The sequence below is a fragment of the Pedobacter polaris genome (assembly GCF_005116505.1).
Lineage (GTDB): Bacteria > Bacteroidota > Bacteroidia > Sphingobacteriales > Sphingobacteriaceae > Pedobacter > Pedobacter polaris.
Window position 1 is genome coordinate 705,987 of record NZ_SWBR01000001.1, and the last position, 22,182, is coordinate 728,168.

Below are 22,182 nucleotides of genomic sequence, written 5' to 3' on the forward strand. Positions count from 1 at the left end.
ATTTAATATAGCCCGCTCTAAAATTAGAGCGGGTTTTTTTATGTTTGCACCATGCTGAAAAGAACTATACTATTTTTAATATTTTCTGTAGGAAGCTTTGCCTTCGCACAAAATGTCGATTCTATAGCTGTTGTTAAAACCAAATGGCAAAAACAAAAAATAGCACCAAAAACTAAATTGGTTAGCCATCATTTTAATGGGAAAAATCTGTTTATGGCGAACCAAAATATCTCCTACGTTGAGGTTAAGCCTAGAGGAAATGCTCCGTTATTTGCAATTGGTGCAGATGTGAAAGTATTAAAAGTCACACAAATATTCGGCAAGGAAAACAATGCCATCGCTGCTATAAATGGAACCTTTTTCGATATTAAAAATGGTGGGTCTGTAGATTTTGTTAAAGTAGGTGGAGCGGTAATTAATCAAAATCGTCTCGAAAAAAACAATACAAGAGCAAGACACCAAAGAGCTGCTATTTTAATTAATAATGGCAAATTAAGCATCAAAAAATGGGATGGAAGCACTAATTGGGAAGATAGTTTAACCGAAAAAGATGTAATGAATAGTGGCCCTTTATTAATTTATAATCAAAAAATTGAAGAATTAGACACCACGGCTTTCAATAGGCTTCGTCATCCACGGAGTGCAATTGGAATTAAAGCAGATGGAACAGTGATTTTGTTAACTGTTGACGGAAGACAGGAAAATTCTGCAGGGATGAGTCTTTTCGAGCTAACCAAAGTAATGAGGTGGCTGGGTTGTACAAGTGCCATTAATTTAGATGGTGGGGGCTCTACAACTTTGTGGGTTAGTAGTGCTCCAGAAAACGGAGTAGTAAATTATCCTTCCGATAATAAAAAATGGGATCATGAAGGCACAAGAAAAGTTGCTAATGTTATCCTATTAAAAAAGAAACAATAATATCTTTACCACGTTATTTATTGAATAATAGCATAAAATGAAGTCTAAGAACTCCTGTTTTTTTATATTTATCACATCAATCTTATTTTTTGCAGGATGCAATTCTGACTCAAAGGTTGAAGCTCGTAAAACTCCTAAATCCCAAACAGAGATTGAAGACCTACCAGAAAACAACCTTAAATTCAAAGATGTTAATGGCATTCGTTTTTTTGAGGTTAAACGCCGTTTTAAAAATGGCGTTTCGTTTAATAATGATGGCTTCCAACAAATCCCTACATGGATCATTCAATTTAAAGCACCAGACACGATGCTTGCTTATAGTCCTGAGAAGAAAAAAATGGAGTCATTCTATCTACACCATGATCATGGAAGGATTTATAACTTCGCCAGAGAGTATTTTAGGGTACGGATCATTTCAAAAGATAGCTTGGTTTTACAAAGAGTACAAGTTGATGCCATGAAAATAGCTGGTGACGATGATCCACGCTCTGATGTATATTCTACCTATTACTCAAAAAAAATTATTGATAAATTAAACACAACAATTGGCGAACTTCAAAAACCAACAAGCAGAGATACGCTATTTATAAAAGATCTCAGTCTTAAAACATATAAAGACCCATCAAATCCTACTGTTGCATTCCCGGCTACATCCCCAGTTGTTTTTGTTCCAAATAGTAAAAATGTTAGTGTAGAAAAGATAAGTACGGCTGATGAACTAAACAATAGAAAATCTGCCGTTGATTATTTTTATCCCTACTATAAGATTGTCATCAACAAATCTTACAAAGATTTTGTCTATAATTTTTCTGTTGTGGTTGACGCAAATGGAAAAATGTACGTAACAAAAGGTTATGAGTTTGTACTACCAGAATATAGAGAACAAAGGAAAAAATTACTGCAAGGCATTGCCGATATGTATCTTAGCAATCTTTTTTACATTACACCTGGCAAAACTCTAGGTATCCCTCATTCAAGCGAAATTTCTCTAAAAGTAATTGGCAGAACAGGAAATTAAACTCTCTTTAAACTTATATTTATCAAAAAATGAGGTATTTGCAATTATTAAATATTAATTATGTACATTGCACACTTAATTATTAAATACAATACAATGCAAGAAGGAACAGTAAAATTTTTTAATGTAACTAAAGGTTTCGGATTTATTATCCCTGCAAACGGCGATAGCGAAATTTTTGTACATTCAACAGGCCTTATCGATGAAATTCGTGAAAACGACAAAGTTGAATACGATGTTGAAAGCGGTAAAAAAGGCTTGAATGCCGTTAATGTGAAAGTAATCTAATTATTATCATATTTACCAAAGCCTCGACTCAAATCGAGGCTTTTTTTTGCATAATTTTTTATTTCTGATACACCCTAACATAATCTACTTTCATTGTAGCAGGAAAGATTTGGTCATCTATTCCTTGTTTCCCTCCCCAGTTACCACCTACAGCAATGTTTAGTAGTAAATGAAAATCTTGATCAAAAGGCCATTCTTCCATTCCTTTTCTACTGTTTTTAAAGCTGAAGTATTTATTACCATCCATAAAAATATCTATGTGATCTTCAAACCATTCCATAGCATAAACATGGTATTCAGTGTAATGTGTATCAGATTTAATCGCCTTTCCTACCTGTGTATTAATAGTGTGGTTAAATGATTTTGTATGTACTGTCCCATGGATAGAATCTGGTGCAAAACCAACATGCTCCATCACATCAATTTCGCCACTTGCAGGCCAAGAACCATATTTCCAATTAGTAGGCAACATCCAAATTGCAGGCCACAGACCTCTTCCTTTAGGCAGCATTGCCCTAACTTCCAACCGCCCGTATTTCCAATCGAATTTTTTTCGAGTAGCCAAACGTGCCGAGGTGTATGCCATGTTTTCTTTATCCGTTTTGCGAACAGTAATATTTAGGCTTCCTTTTTCAACCTTAGTGTTTAAAGTATCTGCCTTTGTATAAAATTGTTTTTCATTGTTCCCCCATCCATTTCCTCCAACATCATAAGTCCAATTTTTTGGATCAGGTAATCCCTTGCCGCCAAACTCATCAGCCCATTTCAATTTCCAACCACTTACTAATGGAGCGTTTTTAATCATTTCAAATGTTAGCTCAGGCTCATTCGTGGTAATATATTCAACCTCATTAGCAATTAAGTAGGATATTTCCGCAGGAAGATTTGCAGTCCAACCATTAACTGTCATTCCGAGCTTCTTAAATCTTGTTATGTAATCTGCATTTTGCTGATAAACCGAGAAATGATAGTCTACTCCACTAAAACCGTCTGCTTTCATTTTTTCTGGTTCAACATTTCCTGTTAAGTAAGCTACTTTAGCGTTTGGTTCATTCTTAATAATGTAAGTGCAGATATCATATCCAAAACTGATATATTCTACCCAGGCCTGTGCTTTTAATTTCCGGACCATTTGAAGTGCCTTTTCTGTTAAAAGCATATCTCTTTCTTTACCTAAGTTTTGAGGTTTAATCTCTAAAATTAACTTGGTTTTTTTCTGTTTCATCCCTGTTTTCAAATAGTTTTCTAAAGTAGGGATCGTTTCTCCGTTTGAAAGTTTCTTCTCTAACAATTGCTTGTAAGTAGATTTGGCTATACTAGTGCCTAAAAAAGTAGCATCATGGTTAACCACAATTATACTATCTAAAGTTAAGTGAACATCGAATTCTGAGCCATGGCAGTTTAATTTAAATGCTTGCTGTAAAGCTGCGATAGAGTTTTCTGGTATATTATTTTTCTTCCATGCTCCTCGATGCGCAATTACTTGGTTTTTATTCCAAGATGTTATTTTCTTTTGTGCATTTGCAATTGTCGTAATTATGGTTATCATTAAAATTGCAATGGTTAACTGTTTCATATATATGGTTTAAAGCGTTAAAAATAGGGTTTTGAAATAATAGTTACATTTATTTTATGTTAACTTCTTTTAATTAAATCGAAAACGCTTTATCAATAGGTTTATTGGCTATTTAACTACACAATTTTTTCCTTTATATTCGTTAACTTAACTATGGGTAATAGCTACGACCTTTTAATTGCCAAGATTAATGAATTTACACAAAAGTTTTACCTTAATAAACTTTTGCGTGGAAGCATTTATGCTGCCGCATGTGTTTTAGGGCTGTATCTATGCTTATTTGTGTTGGTCTATTATACACATCCAGGAACAGGAACAAAAACCTTTCTTTTCTTTTCATTTCTTATCATCTCTTTGGCTGCCATTGGTTATTGGATTATTAAACCTGCACTTGCTTATTTTAAGTTAAGCAAAACAATTAGTTTAGAACAGGCATCTCATTTAATAGGTGATCATTTCTTTAATGTAAAAGACAGGTTGTTAAATACCTTGCAGTTAAAAGCCTTAGCAGATGATTCTCCTCAGAACAGCCAATTAATTCTGGCTGGGATCGATCAGAAAATAAGCGATTTAAGACCAATTCCTTTTGCTAGTGCAATTAATTTAAACGATAATAGAAAGCGCATTAAATACATTTTATTACCATTAGCCATTATCATTTTCATTGGTGTTATTGCTCCTGCAATTTTAAAGGAGGGAACGAATAGTTTTATTAGATATAATGAGGCGATTTTACCTACAGCTCCCTTCGAATTTGAGATTTTAAACAAGGCCTTAACTGTTACACAGGGCGATGACTTAACCATTAAGCTCCAGCTAAAAGGAAATGAATTTCCTCAAGATATTTATATCGAGGATGGCGCAAACACCTACAAGTTAGAGAAAGAAAACATCAGCAATTTCAATTATACTTTTAAGAATATCCAAAAAAATAAATCCCTTCGCTTTTTTGGCGGTGGATTTAATTCAGCCTCATTTGCAATAGAGGTCAAACCTCGTCCCTCTTTGCTAAATATAAGTGCAAAATTAGTTTATCCAGCTTATCTCAATAGGAAAAATGAGACCCTTAGCAACGTTGGTGACTTGTTAATTCCAGAAGGAACAAGAGTAACTTGGGAATTGCAAACAGAAAATAGCCAAACTTTAGCTTTTATTTTACTAAATCAAATTTATAATTTAAAAGTAGAAGACAATTCTGCCAACTTCAGTACAACCATTAAAAAAAGCGGCACCTATCGGATTGTACCTAAAAACAATTATGTTAGTAATGCTGATTCTTTAAACCACCAAATTGCTGTTATTGCCGATCAATTTCCAAATATTTCTGTTATAGAATCTTCTGATTCTGTAAGCACAAAAGCTTTATATTTTTCAGGTAATATTGCTGACGATTATGGTTTCACCTCATTGAAATTTAAATACAACATTAAAGAAAATGGTAAAACAATAGCTCAACAAACCAAGCTTATTCCTATCAAAAACAACCAAATAGAAAATGCGTTTTTCTATTTATGGAATTTGAATGAAATTGCCGTTAAACCTGGTCAGTTTTTAGAATACTATTTCGAGGTAGCCGACAATGATGGCGTAAATGGTGCAAAAATTTTTCGTTCTGAAATTAAAATCTACCAAGCACCTACGCAACAACAAATTGCAGAAAAATTAGCTGAAGGTAGTGAAGCCTTAAAGAAAAAAATGGAATCGACCATTAAATTGGCACAGAAGATTGAAAAGGATAGTAAAAAATTAACTCAAGATTTATTGGATAAAAAGCAATTGACTTTTGAGGATAAAAAACAAATTGATCAGCTTTTAGAAAAACAGAAACAATTGGAAGAAGCTGTAAAAGAAATTAGGGCACAAAACGAAAAAAACAATCTAGAAAAACAAGAAAATAATGCTTTAACCGATGAACTAAAAGAAAAGCAAAAACAAATTGATGATTTGTTTAACAATGTTCTAGATGATAAAACAAAAGATTTATTGAAAAAATTGCAACAATTAATGGAGCAGAACAATAAAGATTTAACAAAAGAGGAATTGTCTAAAATGCAAATGGACAATAAAATGCTAAAAAATGAACTAGATCGAATTTTAGAACTCTATAAACAATTAGAGTTTGAACAAAACTTACAAAATAAAATTGACCGCTTGGAAGAAATGGCTAAACAGCAAAAAGAATTGAGCCAACAAAGTCAAGAAAAAAATGCAGATGTAAGTGACATTAAAAAGAAGCAAGATCAGCTAAATAAAGACTTTAAAGATTTACAGAAAGAGTTGGCAAAACTTGAGGAAAAAAATCAAGAATTAGAAAGGCCAAATGATTTCGAAAACCCTAAAGAAGAAACGGAACAGATTGAGAAAAACCAACAGGAAAGTAAGGAAGAACTAAACAAAAACGATAAACAGAAGGCATCTCAAAAGCAACAAAAAGCTGGTGAGCAAATGGATCAATTGGCTCAAAAAATGAAGCAAAGTCAACAACAGGGAGAAGAAGAAGAATCAAAAACCAATGCAGAAGAGCTGCGCCGTTTATTAGAAAATTTACTAAGTACTTCTTTTGCCCAAGAAAAAGTTATGCTTGCCTTAAGAAGAATGGCTAGCAATGATCCTTCTTACATTCCGAATGTACAGCAACAAAACACCATAAAAGATAACATGAAGACCATTGCTGACAGTTTGTTTTCATTGAGTAAAAGAGTGCCACAAATAGAAAGCACAGTAAATGCAGAAGTTGGTAAAATCAATTTAAACATTGAAAAAGCAATAGATTATTTAGGCGATAGAAGAACTGCAGAGGCTAATCGTGCCCAACAATTTGCTATGACATCGTTAAACAATTTAGCATTGATGATGAATGAAGCTTTAGAGCAAATGCAAAATGCACAAAAGAATGCTAAATCTGGCAAGGGTAAAAAAGGCAAACAAAGCATGAAGGATTTGCAAAAAATGCAAGATCAACTCAATCAAAAAATGCAGAATGCCAGAGATAAAATGCAAAAAGAGGGCAATATGGGAACTGTGCCAAAAGGACAAATGAGCCAAGAATTTGCAAAAATGGCTCAGCAACAACAGATGATTAGGGAAGCTTTGCAAAAAATAAACAAAGAAGAAAATAAAGATGGAAAAGGCGGTTTGGGTAATTTGAACCAGATGACCGAAGACATGAAGAAAACAGAAAATGATTTGGTGAATAAAAGGATTAACGAAGAGACAATGAACCGCCAAAAGGATTTAACCACAAAGTTATTAGATGCTGATAAAGCCCAACGTGAGCAAGACCAAGATTCAAAGAGAGAAAGTAACGCAGCGAAAGAGTTTCCACCGTCTTATAAACAAATGTTAGACCGGTTTAAAAAACAGCAACAAAGCGAGAGTGAAATGCTTCAAAAATTGCCGCCAAATCTAAACTATTATTACAAAAACAAAATTGCAGAATATTTTAAATTGCTAAATTCGCCTAATAAATAACCCACTTGTCATTACGAACTTGTGAGTAATCTCTTTTAGATTCTTCGCTGTGCTCTGAATGACAAAAATTCCTTCCCATGGCACGCATCAATTTTTTTACCGAAGACCTTACTTATACACTAAAGCACAAAACCATAATTAAAAATTGGATTGGTTCAACAATCATTTCTGAAGGTTATAAATTAGAAGAGCTTAACTTCATTTTATGTTCAGACGAATATTTGCTGCGTATAAACCAAGATTACCTCCAGCATGACGATTATACCGACGTGATTACTTTCGACAACTCAGAAGAGCTTAAAACGATTGTAGGTGATATTTTTATTAGTGTAGAGAGGATTAAAGAAAATGCAACTAAATTTAAATCAGCTACATTAGATGAATTGTGCCGAGTGATGATTCATGGAGCCCTGCACCTGTTAGGTTACAAAGACAAAACCAAAGCTGCTAAAGCCTTAATGACGGAAAAGGAAGATTTATATTTGGCAAAGCTTGAGATAGTATCCTAATTAATCTTTCGCTGCTTAATTGTGATAGCAATGAGAAATAAAAAAAAGGAAAAACTAGCCGAACAAGAATTTTGGGGAACATTTTATTATATGAATGTTCCTAAACATATAGATGGAATTCCTTTACATGTAGAACAAGTTCGTTTCAGATTATATAATCATGTTGATGATGACCACTTAGTGAGAATGGTACAAGGAATTAAATCTGTTGGGCAATTAGACCTTGATGAAACCTACATTACCAATGCCGGAATTGCAGAATTAGTAAAACTAGATAGCATTACCGAATTAAGGCTTAAAGGTTGTGACAGCATCACAAATGAAGCAATGCCATTTATTTGTTCAATTAATGGGCTAGAGCTTTTACATTTGATCGGAACTTCAATAACAACAGCCGGTTTTGAACAAATCGGAAAATTAACCTCATTAAAAAAGCTTTTGATACGCGCAGACAGAGATGATCCGTTATTAGAAGAAATATATGTTCAGCTTCCAAAAGGATGTGAATTGATCGTAGATTACAAAGGTTATCCTTTTGATGACAATTCGTCTTTAAAGTCCTTTCTTGTATAAGATCTAGCGCAGAGGCCGCTGTGAGTTAGTATAACAACATTCTAAAGTATCCCAGCAATGGTCAGCATTTTTAGGATTAAAGGCATCTCACTCATTCCTTATTTGCGATGACGGTAAGACTAAGGAACAAAAATTGCGTAGATCAAATAGCAAATCACCAAGCCAATAACACCCGTTATAAAGCCTGCTACTCTTCTTTTTTTAATGAAACATAGCAATATTAATCCACTAAGAGAAACTAGAATTAAAAACACAGCTGAGATATCTATAATCCAAGACCAGCCAGAACCAGAATCTCTCCCTTTATGCAGGTCATTCATTACTGCAACAAGACCCATTTTAATTTCAGAAACTTCATATGTTCCTTTTTCTCTATCAATAAAAGCATCACATGAATATGCAGGGCCTTTTAAAGAAACGCTCACTTCAGAATCATCAATTCTAATTTCGCTCACATAGCCTTTAACATTGTAAGTTTTACGCAAAAATTCTACAATTTCTAGCTTAGCAATTTTAGTCGTGTCTGGATTATTCACCCATTTTACATTCAATGTTCCTTTATGCTTAGTTTCAACTTGCTTATCGCCGCCAAACCATGTTGGGTGATTTAATGTTAACCCAGTTACCGAAAAGAAAAGAACAATCGCAAAGCTCACCATAGAAAGGTAAATATGTAGCCAGCGTGATAGTTTGGCTACTTCTTTCTTCGGATTATTTGCTTTTGTAGCTACTTTCTTCTTAGAAGCAAGCGGTGCGGGATTATTTTTTACGGAAGTCAAAAGTTACGTTTGAGATTTCAACATTACCTGCGTTAGTTGCCTTTTTTGCAGCTTTCTTAAATTCCATTGGTTGGCGTATAATTTCATCAGTACCATGCTCTTTTGAGGTTTCAATAATGATGGTATATTTTCCTTGTGGAACATATTCTCCTTTGTCATTTTTACCATCCCATTTAATAGTATATTTCCCTGGAGAACGAGTTGCGCCGGTTACAGAAGCATAATTATTTTTATCGGCTTTAAAGCTATCTCCATTAATTCTGTACCAGTTTTTCAAATCAGGAATCCATTTCGTTTTATTATACCATAACGCTAAATTTCTAACGGCAACTTTATTTTCATCTTCTACCCAAATCGCAGCGAATGGGCGATGGCCATTGCCTGCAATTGCATTGAATTCGAAATTTATAGCCAATTCAAATTTAGGATCCCATGGCTTTCCTGCCCCAGATACTACAGGTTGAGTGGTTGATTTATTTTCAGTAACTGATTTATCTACCAAAGAACCCCAATTACTGCTCTCTATTCTTTTACCATCTTTAGTAATAATCAAATATGCTGCGCCTTCAATAGTGACCGCTAATGCTTTACTTTCTGCCAAAGACAATACGTTAAAAGCTGTTGCCAACGCCCCTGCATCAGTTGCATTTTTTGCAACAACGGTTGCGCTAATTACACCTTCAACGGGCTTTCCGGTACGTGGATCTACAATATGAGAATACCAATTTTTGCCAATTTGTTCACCTCTTCTGTAATTACCACTTGTTGCTACCGCTTTATTGCTCACTAATAAATGAGCTAAAGGTGCATCATTTTCAGCGTTAGCCAAAGGGTTGGTAACATTAACAGCATCTGTAACATCGCCCTTAATTACTAAATCTCCACCAATGTTAACTACCACTGCATTTACCTTTGATGAAGCCAAAGCCGCATCACACGCTAAATTAATGATATAGCTTTTTGCAAAGGTATTCATCACTAAAGGTGCATTTGTTAAACGAGTAGCTGTAGAATTAGCTACATTTAGCTGATAGTGTATTTGTTGCATGGTAGCAACTGCGGCATTAATTTCTACCGTAGTTGGTAATTGTTGTTTTGCTGCTGCATCTTTCCATAACTTACCGGCAACCGCTGCGGATGCATCTAAAGCTCCATTAGTACGGCTTTTCCATTGTGCAAAAAGATTTAGCATATCGTATAACTCTTTAGAGACTTTAACCGGTTTGTTCAAGTCTTGCTTCATCCATTTGTTAAACTCACTATTGTGATCATAAGCACTAAATATTGATGAAAGCCTATCTATTTCTGCCAATGCCGCAACTTCTGCCTTTTCTGCCTCAGCTTCTGATGTACTTGTAAATTTAAATTCTAATGATGTTCCTAATATATTTTCGTAATGAGATACATACAAACGTTGATTGGCATTTTTTGGAGTTTCTGTTTTTGGAGTAACCCCAATTAACAAAAAAGCCGCAACTACGGAGGCTATTACTTTCATATTATTATTAAGTTTAATTCTAAATAGAGTGCAAATGTAAAACTTGAAATTGAATTTCTGTCTTTTGTGACTATTTTTTTTATCAAAAGGTTTAAAGATGCTGTTGTCTATTTATAATCCCACCTATATTTTGCGAATGCAATTACCTCATCAAAAGAGTCATAAATCAATTTATTAAGGCTGTACAGGTTTAACAAAACTGGTTTTCTTTTCTGAAATCAAATGGGGTGCTATTTTAATTACTTTGAGGGTTGTGGTATTCATAATCTTTACTCCTTAAGAGGGAACTAAATAGTTACAATCCCTTAGAACTTGCTTTCCCCTAATTTTTTGAGGTCTGTTGGTCGAAATATTACAGGCGTTCGTCGAGAGTTACACGATGTAGGTATAATACGGCCATTTGCGCTGCAACCTTTTTCCCTTAGTGTCGTCTTATATACGAAACCAGCCTGAAAGAGGGCGGTGGCAAAAAAGAAAATAATTTATAAAACAAAGATTTTAAAAAAATAAAAATATGAAAACTTCTATCAAATCATTAATCGCATTAGCAGTAACAGGCTTAGTATTAACAACAGCAACAATAAATGTAAAAGCAGAAGATAACACACAAGTAACTGTATTATCTGAAGTTAAGAAAGTAAATAAAATCAATGTATGTGGAAACGTTGAATTGATTTTGGTTCAAAGTGCAGATGAGAGCGTTAAAGTATATGACAACTACTTCTCTAAAAATGCATTGGTACAACAAAAAAATGGAGAATTGCGTATCAGTTCTTTCAATAAAGAAACTCTAACTGTTGTTGTATATGTAACCAGTTTAACTGAGATCACAGCATCTAACAATGCAAGCGTTAGAACTTCTGGAAAATTTAACACTTTAGACTTAGCTGTTAATTTGAATGATAACGCAACTGCAAAATTAAATACAAATACCATCAGTTTATCTACCAATGTTGGTGGCCAAGCAAACTTAACTCTATCTGGTTCTACTACCGCTTATGATGCGGTTTTAGGAAGTGTTGCCAAAGTTAATATGGAACAATTTGTTGCAGAAACCACAAATATTAAATCGCAGAATGCTGCAATTGCAACTGTAATTGCGCCGGTAACTTTGCCAACTTCTGATGATTTAGTTAACCTTTAAAATTCATAATCCATCATAAATTTAGTTTAGTTTTTAGTTTAGTTAAAAAAATGCAGATGGATGTCTGCATTTTTTTTTGCGTTTATATTTTAGATAGCCTTCCCAACCACAGATTCGCACAGATAACAGAATTTTGCTCCATTTCTAAATTTATTCTCGTTATAAACAAGTCAAGTTATGCAGCTGTATTAGTTTAAATTGTAATCTTTAATTATTTTGCAATAAACTAATCCTAGCTTATGAAGTTTGCACATTCAATTAAACAGAAAACAAAGGTTGCTGTATTGCTTTTCTGCATTATGGCTTGTACCATTTTGATCAGGGTTTTAGAGGACCAAAGCATTAAAAACATGGGTAAAGCGTTTACCTCTTTGTATAACGATAGGCTAATTCCAGCAACAGATTTATTCTACATTTCAGAAGGAATATATGCGAAAAGGTTTCTAATCGACAATCATCTTAATACCAATAGCACTGATAATAGTTTAAATCAAAGGCTTGCTGGTCATGATGCGAACATTGATTTGTTATTGAAAAAATATGAACAAACTTTTTTGGTAAAGCCTGAAAAAAACCATTTGAATGTGCTGAAAAATAAGTTATTAGAAAACAGGACGATTGAAAAAACAATCTTAAATATCCCACCAGATGCAACTGCAGAAACCAAGCTTGCTTTTAACAAGATGGCTAGCAAATCTTATCAGGAAATTTTTGAAAACCTGACAGCCCTAACTAAAATTCAGACTAAAGTTGGAGAAGAGCTGATCAAAGAATCAAAAAGTATTATTGCTGGCAGTAATTTATACTCTAATATTCAACTTGTTTTAGCAGTAGTGATTGGTATTTTAATCGTATCAATCATGTTTACTTCTAATGTGATTAAAATAAAACAAGAGAATTTTAACTTGAATTAGATTTAGGAAACAACAATAAGCAATCTTTAGGTAAATCTTTAGCTCCTAATTTTTCCCTCCTTCCCATACCAAAATTTTAATCCTTACTTTTGCAGTAATTTCTTATTAGATAAATCGTTAAAAAATACTTTGAGTACACTAATTGCAGCCGAAGGCTTAGGCCATGGATACCATGATGAATGGCTTTTCAAAAATTTAACACTGGGCATTAATCCTGGTCAACGTGTAGCGTTGGTAGGTATAAATGGAGCCGGTAAAAGCACCCTTTTAAAATTACTTGCCGAGCGCTTTTCTCCTCTAGAGGGAAAAATTGTTAAAAATAAAGCCGTTAAAATTGGCTTTTTAGATCAAGAACCATCTTTTCCTGATGGCTATTCTATTAGTGATTTCATTTTTTCACTAGAGAATAAACAGCAACAGTTGATCAAGGAATATGAAGAATTGATTGAAGACCCTAATCCAGATGAAAAAACATTGAACCGCTTGTATGAAGAATTAAGCGAACACAATGCATGGGAATATGAGCATGAAATCAAAACGATTTTGAGCCGTATGGGTATTAATCATCTACAACAAAAAATAGATACACTTTCTGGCGGACAGAAAAAACGTTTGGCTTTGGCCAAGTTATTAATTGAAGATCCAGAGATTTATGTGCTAGATGAGCCTACCAACCATTTGGATATTGATACCATTGAATGGTTAGAAAAATTATTGACTTCTGGTAATAAGACCATTCTTTTAGTTACTCACGATAGGTATTTTTTAGACAATGTTTGTAATACCATAGTAGAGTTAGATAGAGGAAAAATTTATAACTACAATGGAAATTATGCATTCTTTCTAGAAAAGAAAAGTGAAAGAGAGGCTTCTGATGAGAGCACTTTTCAGAAGAATAAAAACCTATTGAAGAAAGAATTAGAGTGGATGAGGCGTATGCCAGCTGCCCGTACAGTAAAATCTCAGTCTAGGGTAAATGCATTTTATAATTTAGAAGATAAAACTAAGCAACGTTCTGACAATCAAAAAGTTACATTGAATGTGAAGATGGCTCGCCAAGGAAATAAAATTCTTGAGTTAAATCATATTGGACAGACTTTTGATGATAAAAAAATCATTAATGACTTTACATACGTGTTTAAAAGAGGAGATAGAATTGGTTTAGCGGGTAAAAACGGAACCGGTAAATCAACTTTGTTAAATATCATAACTGGTTTTTTAAAACCAGAGAAAGGAAATGTAGATGTTGGAGATACTACTGTGTATGGATATTACAAACAAGGCGGCTTGGCTTTTGACCCAAAAGAAAGGGTAATTGATATTGTTAAATCTGATGCAGAATATATTAAGATGGCAGATGGGCAAACAATTTCTGCATCTGCACTATTAACTTTATTTCTCTTCCCTCCTAAGAAGCAACACGGAATGGTAGAGAAATTAAGTGGTGGAGAGAAAAAACGCTTACACTTAATGAAGGTGTTAATGCAAAACCCAAACTTCTTAATACTGGATGAGCCGACCAATGATTTAGATATTGACACTCTAAATGTGTTGGAAGAATTTTTAGAGAATTTCCCCGGCGTATTAATCCTTGTTTCTCACGACAGGTATTTACTTGATAAGATGAGTGAGCAATTATTTATTATGGAAGGCAATGGTGGCGTAAGCATTTACAATGGAAACTATTCTGAATATCGCATTAGTTTAGACAATGGCAAAGATAATCCCGCTCCTAAAAAAACAGTAATTGAAGAGGATAAAAATAATACTGTTCCTAAAAAATTATCCTTTAAAGAGCAAAAAGAATTAGACGAAATAGAAGAAACTGTTGCAGAAAAGGAAAACGAGATAGAAGATTTAACTAAGTTGTTAAATGCAATAGACGCTACTGATTATGTTAGAATACAAGAAGCTTCAGAGGGAATAGCAAAATTAAATAAAGAATTAGAAAGCATAATGGAGCGCTGGGTTGAACTTTCTGACAAAACAAACTAGCGCATTAGTTATTAGTTCGTGGCACAATAGCCAAATCAAATTGTATAAAAAGTAAAAGTTTCACGTGAAACAAGATTTGATCTCGGTGAGATTTCATTAACTTTATCTTGTTCCACGTGAAACAAAAATATAAACATGTTTAAAGAATACGATGTTATTGTTGTAGGCGCAGGACACGCCGGCTGCGAAGCCGCAGCTGCAGCCGCAAACCTTGGTTCTTCTGTGTTATTAGTTACCATGAACATGGAGACTATTGCGCAGATGAGTTGTAACCCTGCTATGGGTGGTGTTGCCAAGGGACAAATTGTGAGAGAGATTGATGCTATGGGCGGCTATTCTGGAGTTATCGCTGATAAAACGACACTCCAATTTAGAATGTTAAATAAGTCTAAAGGCCCTGCCATGTGGAGCCCAAGAGCTCAAAATGACAGAAAACGTTTTGCTGAAGAGTGGAGATTAGCATTAGAAAGAACGCCGAATGTTGATTTTTGGCAAGAGATGGTTGGTAGTTTGATCATTAAAAACAACACGGTTATAGGTGTAAAAACAGCACTTGGTGTAGAGATCATGGGTAAGGCCGTTGTACTTACAAATGGCACTTTCTTAAATGGAATTATCCATATTGGAGAAAAGAAATTTGGTGGCGGCAGAACTGGAGAAAAATCAGCAACTGGTTTAACAGAACAATTAACCGAATTAGGTTTTGAAGCAGGCAGAATGAAAACTGGAACTCCTCCCCGAGTTGATGGTCGATCATTAAATTATAGTTTAATGGAAGAGCAATGGGGAGATGAAAATCCTGGCCGCTTTTCTTATACAAACGTAGAAAGACCAACAGGCCAAAGGTGCTGTTGGATTACTTATACCAATTCTAATGTTCATGAAACTTTAAAAGAAGGCTTCGAGAAATCCCCTATGTTCACGGGTCGGATTAAGGGGTTAGGTCCTCGGTACTGTCCATCTATTGAAGATAAAATTAATCGTTTTGCAGAAAGAGAAAGACACCAAATATTTGTAGAACCTGAAGGCTGGAATACCTGTGAAATTTATGTTAATGGTTTCTCCACTTCCTTACCAGAAGATGTCCAATACAAAGCCCTAACACAAATTCCTGGATTTGAAAATGCGAAGATGTTTAGGCCTGGTTATGCGATTGAATATGATTACTTTCCACCTACACAATTAGGATTAACGCTAGAAACTAAATTAATCAGTAATTTGTTCTTTGCGGGGCAAATTAATGGCACTACAGGCTATGAAGAAGCTGCTAGTCAGGGATTTATAGCAGGAATAAACGCACATCAGAAAGTAAAAGATCAACATGAACTGATCATGAAGCGCTCAGAATCATATATAGGCGTTTTAATAGATGATCTAGTAACTAAAGGTACTGAAGAGCCTTATAGAATGTTTACCTCTAGGGCAGAGCACCGTTTATTGCTTAGACAAGATAATGCAGATATTAGACTCTCTCCTATTGCTCATAAATTAGGTTTAATTAATGACGAGCGTTTAGCCATTGTAAATAAGAAAATAGAAAATTCTGATGCAATCGTTGCTTTCACCAGAAAACAAGGAATTGAGATGGGCGAAGCTAATGAGTTATTAGAAAGCTTAGGAACAGCTGCTCTTACACAAAATGTAAAATTATTTAATATTCTAAGCCGTCCACAAGTTGGTATTGACGATATTAGAAAAGTTAGCAAAACATTTGACGACCTTTTAAATACCTTTGATACTGAAACTGTAGAGCAGGCAGAAATTAAAATTAAATACGAAAGCTATTTCGAGAAAGAAAATGAGATTGTAAACAAAATGCAGAAAATGGAGGACAAGTCTATCAATCCAGAATTCGATTATAACAAACTCCTTTCGCTTTCAAAAGAGGCTCGCGAAAAACTATTGAAAATTAAACCAAGAACTTTAGGCCAAGCTTCAAGAATATCTGGAGTTTCACCTTCCGATATCTCTGTTTTAATGGTTCATATTACTAAATAACACGTAAACTGTTGATTATCAATTGATTAATATTAACAAATTGACGGCTTAATTTTAGACGATTTAAGGCGTTTTTTCGTTTTCTTAATGTTATTCATTAAAAACAATATAAAACTAAATATAGCTCATCTAAATGTCGAAAAACAACAGGCTAGTTAACAAGCAGTATTTTTATTATCTAATTTTAATCGTTGGGTTAATTTACGGGTGTGCGAGCATCCAAATGCCTCAAGGTGGACCAAAAGATAGCCTCCCCCCCAAGGTTTTAAAAATGGAACCAAAAAATTTGTCGACAAATTTTTCAGCTAAAAAAATTGTTATCGATTTTGATGAGTACATCAAATTAGACAATGAGTTTAAAGAATTCTCTATTTCTCCAGAAATGGAAAAGCCACCTATACTAAAAGGTAGCAACACCAAAAAATTAGAAATTACACTACAAGATACGCTAGAAAAAAATACAACCTATACTTTAAACTTTGGAAAAGCGATAGCCGACATCAACGAAAGTAATGCCATTAAAAATTTTACTTACGTTTTCTCTACAGGCCCTACTTTAGATTCCTTAAGCATTAGTGGTACTATTAAAAATGCATTAACAGGAGCACCTGAAATTGAAACCGTTGTTTTTATTTTACCGCTTGCTAGAGATACTATTTTGGGAAAAAAGAAACCTTCCATTTATACAACTACCGATAGTAGCGGAAATTACAAATTGAACAATCTTAAAAAAGAGACCTACAAAATTTATGCACTAAAAGAAAAAGGTGGTGATAAAATTTATCAGCAAAATTTCGATGAGATCGGTTTTATCAAAGAACCTTTAGTGTTGACAAAAAATATGGATAGTGTGAACCTAAAAGTATTTAAAGAGTTAGCCAAGGATTTTAGAATTGTAGATAGAAAACTAAACAGTGATGGAAGTATTACGATGGACTTTAACCAAAAATTACGTCGCCCAGAGCTTACCATTATAGATCCAGTAGCAGTTGATGTAGGTAAAATTGTTCGCTTTAATAAAAACAATGACTCGGTTAAATTTTGGCTAAAAGATTTATCTTTTGATTCAGTAAAAGTAGCTGTTAAAGATGAAGGCAAAGCTCTGGATACCGTTAAATTTACAAGAGGCAAAAAAGATGTTTATACAAGAAATGTGCAAGCTGGAGATAATTTAGAAGGCTCGGCATTAAACCCTTTTAAAGATTTAAAATTATACTTCAACTTCCCTATTGAAAATATAGATTTAACTAAAATAACTTTGCTTGAAGATTCTATTCCACGAAAAGGATTTATATTAACCAAAGACAGTACAGATTTACTAGTTTATACTTTTAAGTATCCTTGGAAAAAGAAAGAACAATATATCCTTAAAATTGGCGATGGTGCTGTAACCGGTCTTTTCAATTCAAAAAACAAAGAGATTACAAAAAACTTTTTACTTGCCGAAGCAGATATTTATAGCACCCTTTATATTAACGTAACTGTGCCTGATACCAGCAAAAATTATATTTTAGAATTGGTAAACGAAAAGAAGGAAGTAGTGATGGGAAGTGAAAGAATTTTAAAAAGTGGACCTGTTATTTTCCCTAACTATAGGTCAGGTATATATTATGCACGTATTGTTTATGATGAAAACAAAAATGGCATTTGGGATACCGGAAATGTAGCCAAGGGAATTCAACCAGAAAAGATTTGGTACGAACCAAAAGAGTTTTCTATTAGAGCAAATTTTGAAAGAAGAGAGAAAATAGATATTCCTAACCCTTAAAGGGGAGTTTGGCCATCTTTGTGCTTATTTAACACTCTATTATGAAGTCCCCTTTAGGGCATTTAGGGGTTAAACCACCCGCTATACATGATATAATTATCTGGCAATTTATTCAATAAAGCCCGTTGCTCATCAGTAATGGGCTTTATTTTTTTTGCCGGAGTACCAGCATATAAATGCCCTGTTTCACAAATGGTATTTTCTAAAACAACAGCTCCGGCAGCGATAATGCAATACTCTTCTACAATAGCATTATCCATTACGATGGCACCCATTCCTATTAGCACGTGGTCTTTTACCTCACATCCATGTACAATTGCATTATGGCCTATAGAAACTCTATTACCTATAAATGTAGCCGCTTTTAAATACGTAGCATGAATTACAGCGCCATCTTGAATATTGCTATCATTGCCAATGGTAATGCTATTCACATCTCCTCTAATTACCGCATTAAACCAAACAGAACAATTATCGCCCATTACCACATCGCCTACAATTGTAGCATTCGGTGCAATGAAACATTTTTCTCCCCATTTAGGGTGTACTTCTTTAACTGGTAGTATTATTGGCATATTGTGAGTATATAGTAGTTAGTATTTAGATGTTAGATAAAATGTCAGTCTGAGCTTGTCGAAGACTCTTACATAATCCTTCGACAACGCTCAGGATGATATTTATATTATAGTATCAACTAATTCTTTAGCGTGCTCCGGATAATCTGTTGTATAGTGTAAACCCCTACTTTCTTTTCTAGCAACTGCAGATTTAATGATCATGTAAGCTACTTGAATTACATTTCTTAGTTCACAAAGTTTAACAGAAACCTTGTTCTTTTTATAAAATTCTTCTGTTTCTTCAAACAATAAAAATAATCGTCGCATCGCCCTATCCAATCTAAAATCAGAACGAACAATACCCACATAATCGCTCATTATTTTTTGGGTTTCGCGTAGGTTATGGGTAACTAAAATTTCTTCATTAGATTGTGTTACACCTTGTTCATTCCATTCTGGAATTTCATCTGGTATAATATTGTTTTTAAAATTCTCTAGAGCCGATAAATAAATACGATGTGCAAAAACTGTTGCTTCTAATAATGAATTTGATGCCAATCTATTTGCCCCATGTAATCCTGTTGAGGAAACCTCACCACATGCATATAAATTCTTGATCGAAGATTTTCCATATTCATCAACCAAAATACCCCCGCACATGTAATGCGATGCTGGTGTAACAGGAATAAAATCTTTCGTCATATCTATACCTATTGATAAACATTTTGCATAAATGTTTGGAAAATGTTTTAAGATATCAGCTTTCTTTCTCATCGTAATATCAAGATAAACAAAATCATCTCCAGACTTCTTCATCTCATTATCAACTGCACGAGCTACAATATCACGAGGAGCTAGTGATCCTCTTTTATCATATTCGTACATAAATTCGTCGCCGTTCTTTCTTCTTAAAACGCCACCAAAACCACGAACTGCTTCAGATATTAAAAAAGAAGGGTACTCTCCTGGATTATACAAAGCAGTTGGATGAAATTGGATAAACTCCATATTTCTAATTTTTCCTTTTGCTCTATACACCATTGCCATTCCGTCGCCTGTGGCAATAACTGGATTTGTAGTGTTAGAATATACATGTCCAGCACCACCACTTGCCATTACAGTAACACTTGCCAATATTTTCTCCACATCGTTAAGCTCTGTATTAAAGGCATATATACCATAACAGTTGATATCTTCACTGCTCTTATCAACATGTTTACCAAGGTGATGTTGGGTGATAAGCTCTAAGCAAAAGTAATGTGTTAATATCTCTATGTTTTCATTTTCATGAATTTGCTTCAATAAAACACTCTCTATTTCGTACCCTGTAATATCTTTATAGTGTAAAACTCGGTGCTCAGAATGGCCTCCCTCTTTAGCTAAATCGAAAACACCAGCAGTATTTTTATCGAAGTTAATACCGTAATCTATAATCTCTTGTATGCGTTGTGGCCCCTCTTTAACCACAATTTCCACAATATTTTCATCACATAATCCATCTCCAGCAATCAAAGTATCTTCAATATGCTTTTCAAAAGAATCAGATTCATCAACCACAACAGCTACTCCACCTTGTGCATATTTTGTATTAGATTCATCCTCATTAGATTTGGTAACAATTAACACTTTTCCGTGTTGTGCAGCCTTTAAAGCAAAACTTAAACCAGCAATACCTGAACCTATGACTAAAAAATCGACTTTTCTCATTAAAATTAACGTAAATCAAAAACTTGTTAAGAACATCGTAAATAGTGTTAACATAATGTATAAATAAAACCAACAACTATTTTTGAATGTTTAAAGCTAAGGTAAAAAGGTAATTTGACACAATCTTTTACATTATTTTTAAGCAACTTTGTATAGTTTATCAACCTTTTGATACTAAACTAACAATACACATTTTGGTATTGATAAGTTTATAGGTTAAATAGTATAAGGTTGTAAATCAGTATAAATTTAAAATAAAAATGAATGTTAATTGTTGGTAAGTATATGATAACTCATATTACACTATTAAAAATGAGAACTTACTCACAATACCAACACCTTAATAAGTAATAAGATTCTTCTTTATATAAAATAATTAGAATCTATTGTACTGTTGAAACACGGTATCTTTACAAAAGTTAGAAGGACCAAAAAATAATTGATGATGACTATCGAGGTATTAGAAGAATTAAATAAAAAAGGTTTTGTTGACGAAGCAATTGACCCTACACTTGATTTATTTGATGAAATTGAAAAATTAAAGAAGGAAAAAAATGCAGTAATATTGGCTCATTATTACCAAGAGCCTGATATACAAGATATTGCTGATTATATTGGAGATAGTTTAGGTTTATCTCAAGAAGCGGCAAAAACAGATGCTGATATCATTGTTTTCGCTGGAGTGCATTTTATGGCCGAAACGGCTAAGATTTTATCACCAGAAAAGACGGTTTTATTACCAGATTTAAAAGCTGGATGCTCTTTGGCTGATAGTTGTCCACCCCATTTGTTTAAAAAATTTAAGGAAAAATATCCAGACCATTTGGTGATTACTTATGTGAATTGCACAGCAGAATTAAAAGCATTAAGCGATATTGTTTGTACATCAACAAATGCTGTTCAGATTGTGGAGAGCTTACCTAAAGAGCAAAAGATAATTTTTGGTCCAGATAAAAATTTAGGTGCTTGGGTTGCTAAAAAAACAGGAAGAGATTTAGTGTTGTGGAATGGCGCCTGTATGGTACATGAGATTTTTTCTAGAGAGAAAATTACCAAATTAAAAGAACGTCATCCAAATGCTCAATTTATAGCACACCCAGAGTGTGAAGAAGCAGTTTTGGCAATGGCCGATTATATTGGATCTACTACTGGATTGTTAAAATATGCAATAAATAATCCTGCTGAAGAATTTATTGTAGCAACAGAAAGCGGCATTATCCACCAAATGGAAAAAGCTTGCCCTACAAAAACATTTATTCCTGCACCACCAAATAACAGTTGTGCTTGTAATGATTGTCCTTATATGAAAAGAAACACATTAGAGAAATTGTATTTGTGTTTAAAAAATGGTTTACCAGAAGTTACTGTACCTGCAAATATTATTGTAGAAGCACGTAAACCAATAGAAAGAATGCTAGAAATATCTGCAAGTTTAGGGTTGTAGTCTTCGACTACGCTCAGACTGACAA

At 33.9% G+C, this 22,182-nt stretch carries 17 protein-coding genes and 2 pseudogenes; 14 read left to right on the plus strand and 5 right to left on the minus strand.

The genetic code is table 11. The annotated features are described in order from the left end of the window. Positions 1-51 precede the first annotated feature (51 nt). From FA048_RS03185 to FA048_RS03195, 3 genes are all read left to right on the plus strand, one after another. Complete coding sequence (locus tag FA048_RS03185) at positions 52-918, plus strand: phosphodiester glycosidase family protein (RefSeq protein ID WP_136838762.1); 867 nt, start codon at positions 52-54, stop codon at positions 916-918. Positions 919-955: 37 nt separating this feature from the next. After that, the gene (locus tag FA048_RS03190; protein ID WP_136838763.1) at positions 956-1,936 is read left to right on the plus strand and encodes a hypothetical protein; all 981 of its coding nucleotides are present in this window, start codon (positions 956-958) and stop codon (positions 1,934-1,936) included. A gap of 96 nt (positions 1,937-2,032) precedes the next feature. Then, complete coding sequence (locus FA048_RS03195; protein ID WP_090993574.1) at positions 2,033-2,224, plus strand: cold-shock protein; 192 nt, start codon at positions 2,033-2,035, stop codon at positions 2,222-2,224. 58 nt (positions 2,225-2,282) lie between these two features. Here FA048_RS03195 and FA048_RS03200 read toward each other — a convergent pair whose 3' ends face one another. Then, a complete protein-coding gene (locus tag FA048_RS03200) occupies positions 2,283-3,800 on the minus strand; it encodes a glycerophosphodiester phosphodiesterase family protein (protein ID WP_136838764.1) in 1,518 nt (505 codons plus the stop codon). A gap of 153 nt (positions 3,801-3,953) precedes the next feature. On the opposite strand from FA048_RS03200, the gene FA048_RS03205 reads away from it, so the two are divergent. The 3 genes from FA048_RS03205 (at position 3,954) to FA048_RS03215 (ending at position 8,353) form a co-directional block, all read left to right on the plus strand. Next, on the plus strand, positions 3,954-7,271 hold the full coding sequence (locus FA048_RS03205) for a DUF4175 family protein (protein WP_136838765.1): 3,318 nt from the start codon (positions 3,954-3,956) through the stop codon (positions 7,269-7,271). Positions 7,272-7,348: 77 nt separating this feature from the next. Then, entirely contained in the window at positions 7,349-7,780 is a 432-nt protein-coding gene (gene ybeY, locus FA048_RS03210; RefSeq protein ID WP_136838766.1) for an rRNA maturation RNase YbeY, read from the plus strand. A 30-nt stretch (positions 7,781-7,810) separates the two neighbouring features. Further along, positions 7,811-8,353: a hypothetical protein gene (locus FA048_RS03215; RefSeq protein WP_136838767.1), complete on the plus strand. Its 543-nt coding sequence runs from the start codon at positions 7,811-7,813 to the stop codon at positions 8,351-8,353. 119 nt (positions 8,354-8,472) lie between these two features. On the opposite strand, the gene FA048_RS03220 is transcribed toward FA048_RS03215, so the two are convergent. Next, entirely contained in the window at positions 8,473-9,132 is a 660-nt protein-coding gene (locus FA048_RS03220; RefSeq protein WP_136838768.1) for a PepSY-associated TM helix domain-containing protein, read from the minus strand. Beyond that, positions 9,113-10,630: a DUF2271 domain-containing protein gene (locus FA048_RS03225; protein WP_136838769.1), complete on the minus strand. Its 1,518-nt coding sequence runs from the start codon at positions 10,628-10,630 to the stop codon at positions 9,113-9,115. Before FA048_RS03225 ends, FA048_RS03220 begins: the two co-directional genes overlap by 20 nt. A 514-nt stretch (positions 10,631-11,144) precedes the next feature. Here FA048_RS03225 and FA048_RS03230 point away from each other — a divergent pair. From FA048_RS03230 to FA048_RS03250, 7 genes and pseudogenes are all read left to right on the plus strand, one after another. After that, positions 11,145-11,774 (plus strand): GIN domain-containing protein, encoded by a 630-nt coding sequence (locus FA048_RS03230; RefSeq protein WP_136838770.1) that lies wholly within the window; start codon positions 11,145-11,147, stop codon positions 11,772-11,774. A 239-nt stretch (positions 11,775-12,013) separates the two neighbouring features. Further along, positions 12,014-12,688, plus strand: coding sequence for an MCP four helix bundle domain-containing protein (locus FA048_RS03235; protein ID WP_136838771.1), 675 nt, complete (start codon positions 12,014-12,016; stop codon positions 12,686-12,688). A gap of 231 nt (positions 12,689-12,919) precedes the next feature. Then, positions 12,920-13,660 (plus strand): annotated as a pseudogene (locus FA048_RS20165) (ABC-F family ATP-binding cassette domain-containing protein); the annotation flags it as partial. A gap of 180 nt (positions 13,661-13,840) precedes the next feature. Beyond that, a pseudogene (locus tag FA048_RS20170) lies at positions 13,841-14,152 on the plus strand (ATP-binding cassette domain-containing protein); the annotation flags it as partial. 180 nt (positions 14,153-14,332) lie between these two features. Further along, positions 14,333-14,683 carry an ABC transporter C-terminal domain-containing protein gene (locus FA048_RS20175; protein WP_449421249.1) on the plus strand — a complete coding sequence of 117 codons (351 nt, stop codon included), beginning with the start codon at positions 14,333-14,335 and terminating at the stop codon, positions 14,681-14,683. Positions 14,684-14,818: 135 nt separating this feature from the next. After that, positions 14,819-16,681 (plus strand): tRNA uridine-5-carboxymethylaminomethyl(34) synthesis enzyme MnmG, encoded by a 1,863-nt coding sequence (mnmG, locus tag FA048_RS03245; RefSeq protein ID WP_136838773.1) that lies wholly within the window; start codon positions 14,819-14,821, stop codon positions 16,679-16,681. 133 nt (positions 16,682-16,814) lie between these two features. Further along, complete coding sequence (locus FA048_RS03250; protein ID WP_136838774.1) at positions 16,815-18,449, plus strand: Ig-like domain-containing protein; 1,635 nt, start codon at positions 16,815-16,817, stop codon at positions 18,447-18,449. A 62-nt stretch (positions 18,450-18,511) separates the two neighbouring features. Here the strand turns inward: FA048_RS03250 and FA048_RS03255 are convergent, their stop codons facing one another. Both FA048_RS03255 and nadB read right to left on the minus strand, forming a co-directional pair. Then, a complete protein-coding gene (locus FA048_RS03255) occupies positions 18,512-19,024 on the minus strand; it encodes a gamma carbonic anhydrase family protein (protein ID WP_136838775.1) in 513 nt (170 codons plus the stop codon). Between the two features lie 102 nt (positions 19,025-19,126). Beyond that, complete coding sequence (gene nadB, locus FA048_RS03260) at positions 19,127-20,713, minus strand: L-aspartate oxidase (protein WP_136838776.1); 1,587 nt, start codon at positions 20,711-20,713, stop codon at positions 19,127-19,129. A 445-nt stretch (positions 20,714-21,158) separates the two neighbouring features. Here nadB and nadA point away from each other — a divergent pair, with 445 nt between their 5' ends. Next, positions 21,159-22,157 carry a quinolinate synthase NadA gene (nadA, locus tag FA048_RS03265; protein WP_136839396.1) on the plus strand — a complete coding sequence of 333 codons (999 nt, stop codon included), beginning with the start codon at positions 21,159-21,161 and terminating at the stop codon, positions 22,155-22,157. Positions 22,158-22,182 lie beyond the last annotated feature (25 nt).

Bases quoted from the DNA above. Each gene is read 5' to 3' on its own strand.
- FA048_RS03215 (WP_136838767.1), top strand. From the start codon at position 7,811: ATGAGAAATAAAAAAAAGGAAAAACTAGCCGAACAAGAATTTTGGGGA.
- nadA (WP_136839396.1), top strand. From the start codon at position 21,159: ATGACTATCGAGGTATTAGAAGAATTAAATAAAAAAGGTTTTGTTGAC.
- mnmG (WP_136838773.1), top strand. From the start codon at position 14,819: ATGTTTAAAGAATACGATGTTATTGTTGTAGGCGCAGGACACGCCGGC.
- ybeY (WP_136838766.1), top strand. From the start codon at position 7,349: ATGGCACGCATCAATTTTTTTACCGAAGACCTTACTTATACACTAAAG.
- FA048_RS03255 (WP_136838775.1), bottom strand. From the start codon at position 19,024: ATGCCAATAATACTACCAGTTAAAGAAGTACACCCTAAATGGGGAGAA.
- FA048_RS03235 (WP_136838771.1), top strand. From the start codon at position 12,014: ATGAAGTTTGCACATTCAATTAAACAGAAAACAAAGGTTGCTGTATTG.
- nadB (WP_136838776.1), bottom strand. From the start codon at position 20,713: ATGAGAAAAGTCGATTTTTTAGTCATAGGTTCAGGTATTGCTGGTTTA.
- FA048_RS03250 (WP_136838774.1), top strand. From the start codon at position 16,815: ATGTCGAAAAACAACAGGCTAGTTAACAAGCAGTATTTTTATTATCTA.
- FA048_RS03200 (WP_136838764.1), bottom strand. From the start codon at position 3,800: ATGAAACAGTTAACCATTGCAATTTTAATGATAACCATAATTACGACA.
- FA048_RS03225 (WP_136838769.1), bottom strand. From the start codon at position 10,630: ATGAAAGTAATAGCCTCCGTAGTTGCGGCTTTTTTGTTAATTGGGGTT.
- FA048_RS03205 (WP_136838765.1), top strand. From the start codon at position 3,954: ATGGGTAATAGCTACGACCTTTTAATTGCCAAGATTAATGAATTTACA.
- FA048_RS03230 (WP_136838770.1), top strand. From the start codon at position 11,145: ATGAAAACTTCTATCAAATCATTAATCGCATTAGCAGTAACAGGCTTA.
- FA048_RS03190 (WP_136838763.1), top strand. From the start codon at position 956: ATGAAGTCTAAGAACTCCTGTTTTTTTATATTTATCACATCAATCTTA.
- FA048_RS20175 (WP_449421249.1), top strand. From the start codon at position 14,333: ATGGAAGGCAATGGTGGCGTAAGCATTTACAATGGAAACTATTCTGAA.
- FA048_RS03195 (WP_090993574.1), top strand. From the start codon at position 2,033: ATGCAAGAAGGAACAGTAAAATTTTTTAATGTAACTAAAGGTTTCGGA.
- FA048_RS03185 (WP_136838762.1), top strand. From the start codon at position 52: ATGCTGAAAAGAACTATACTATTTTTAATATTTTCTGTAGGAAGCTTT.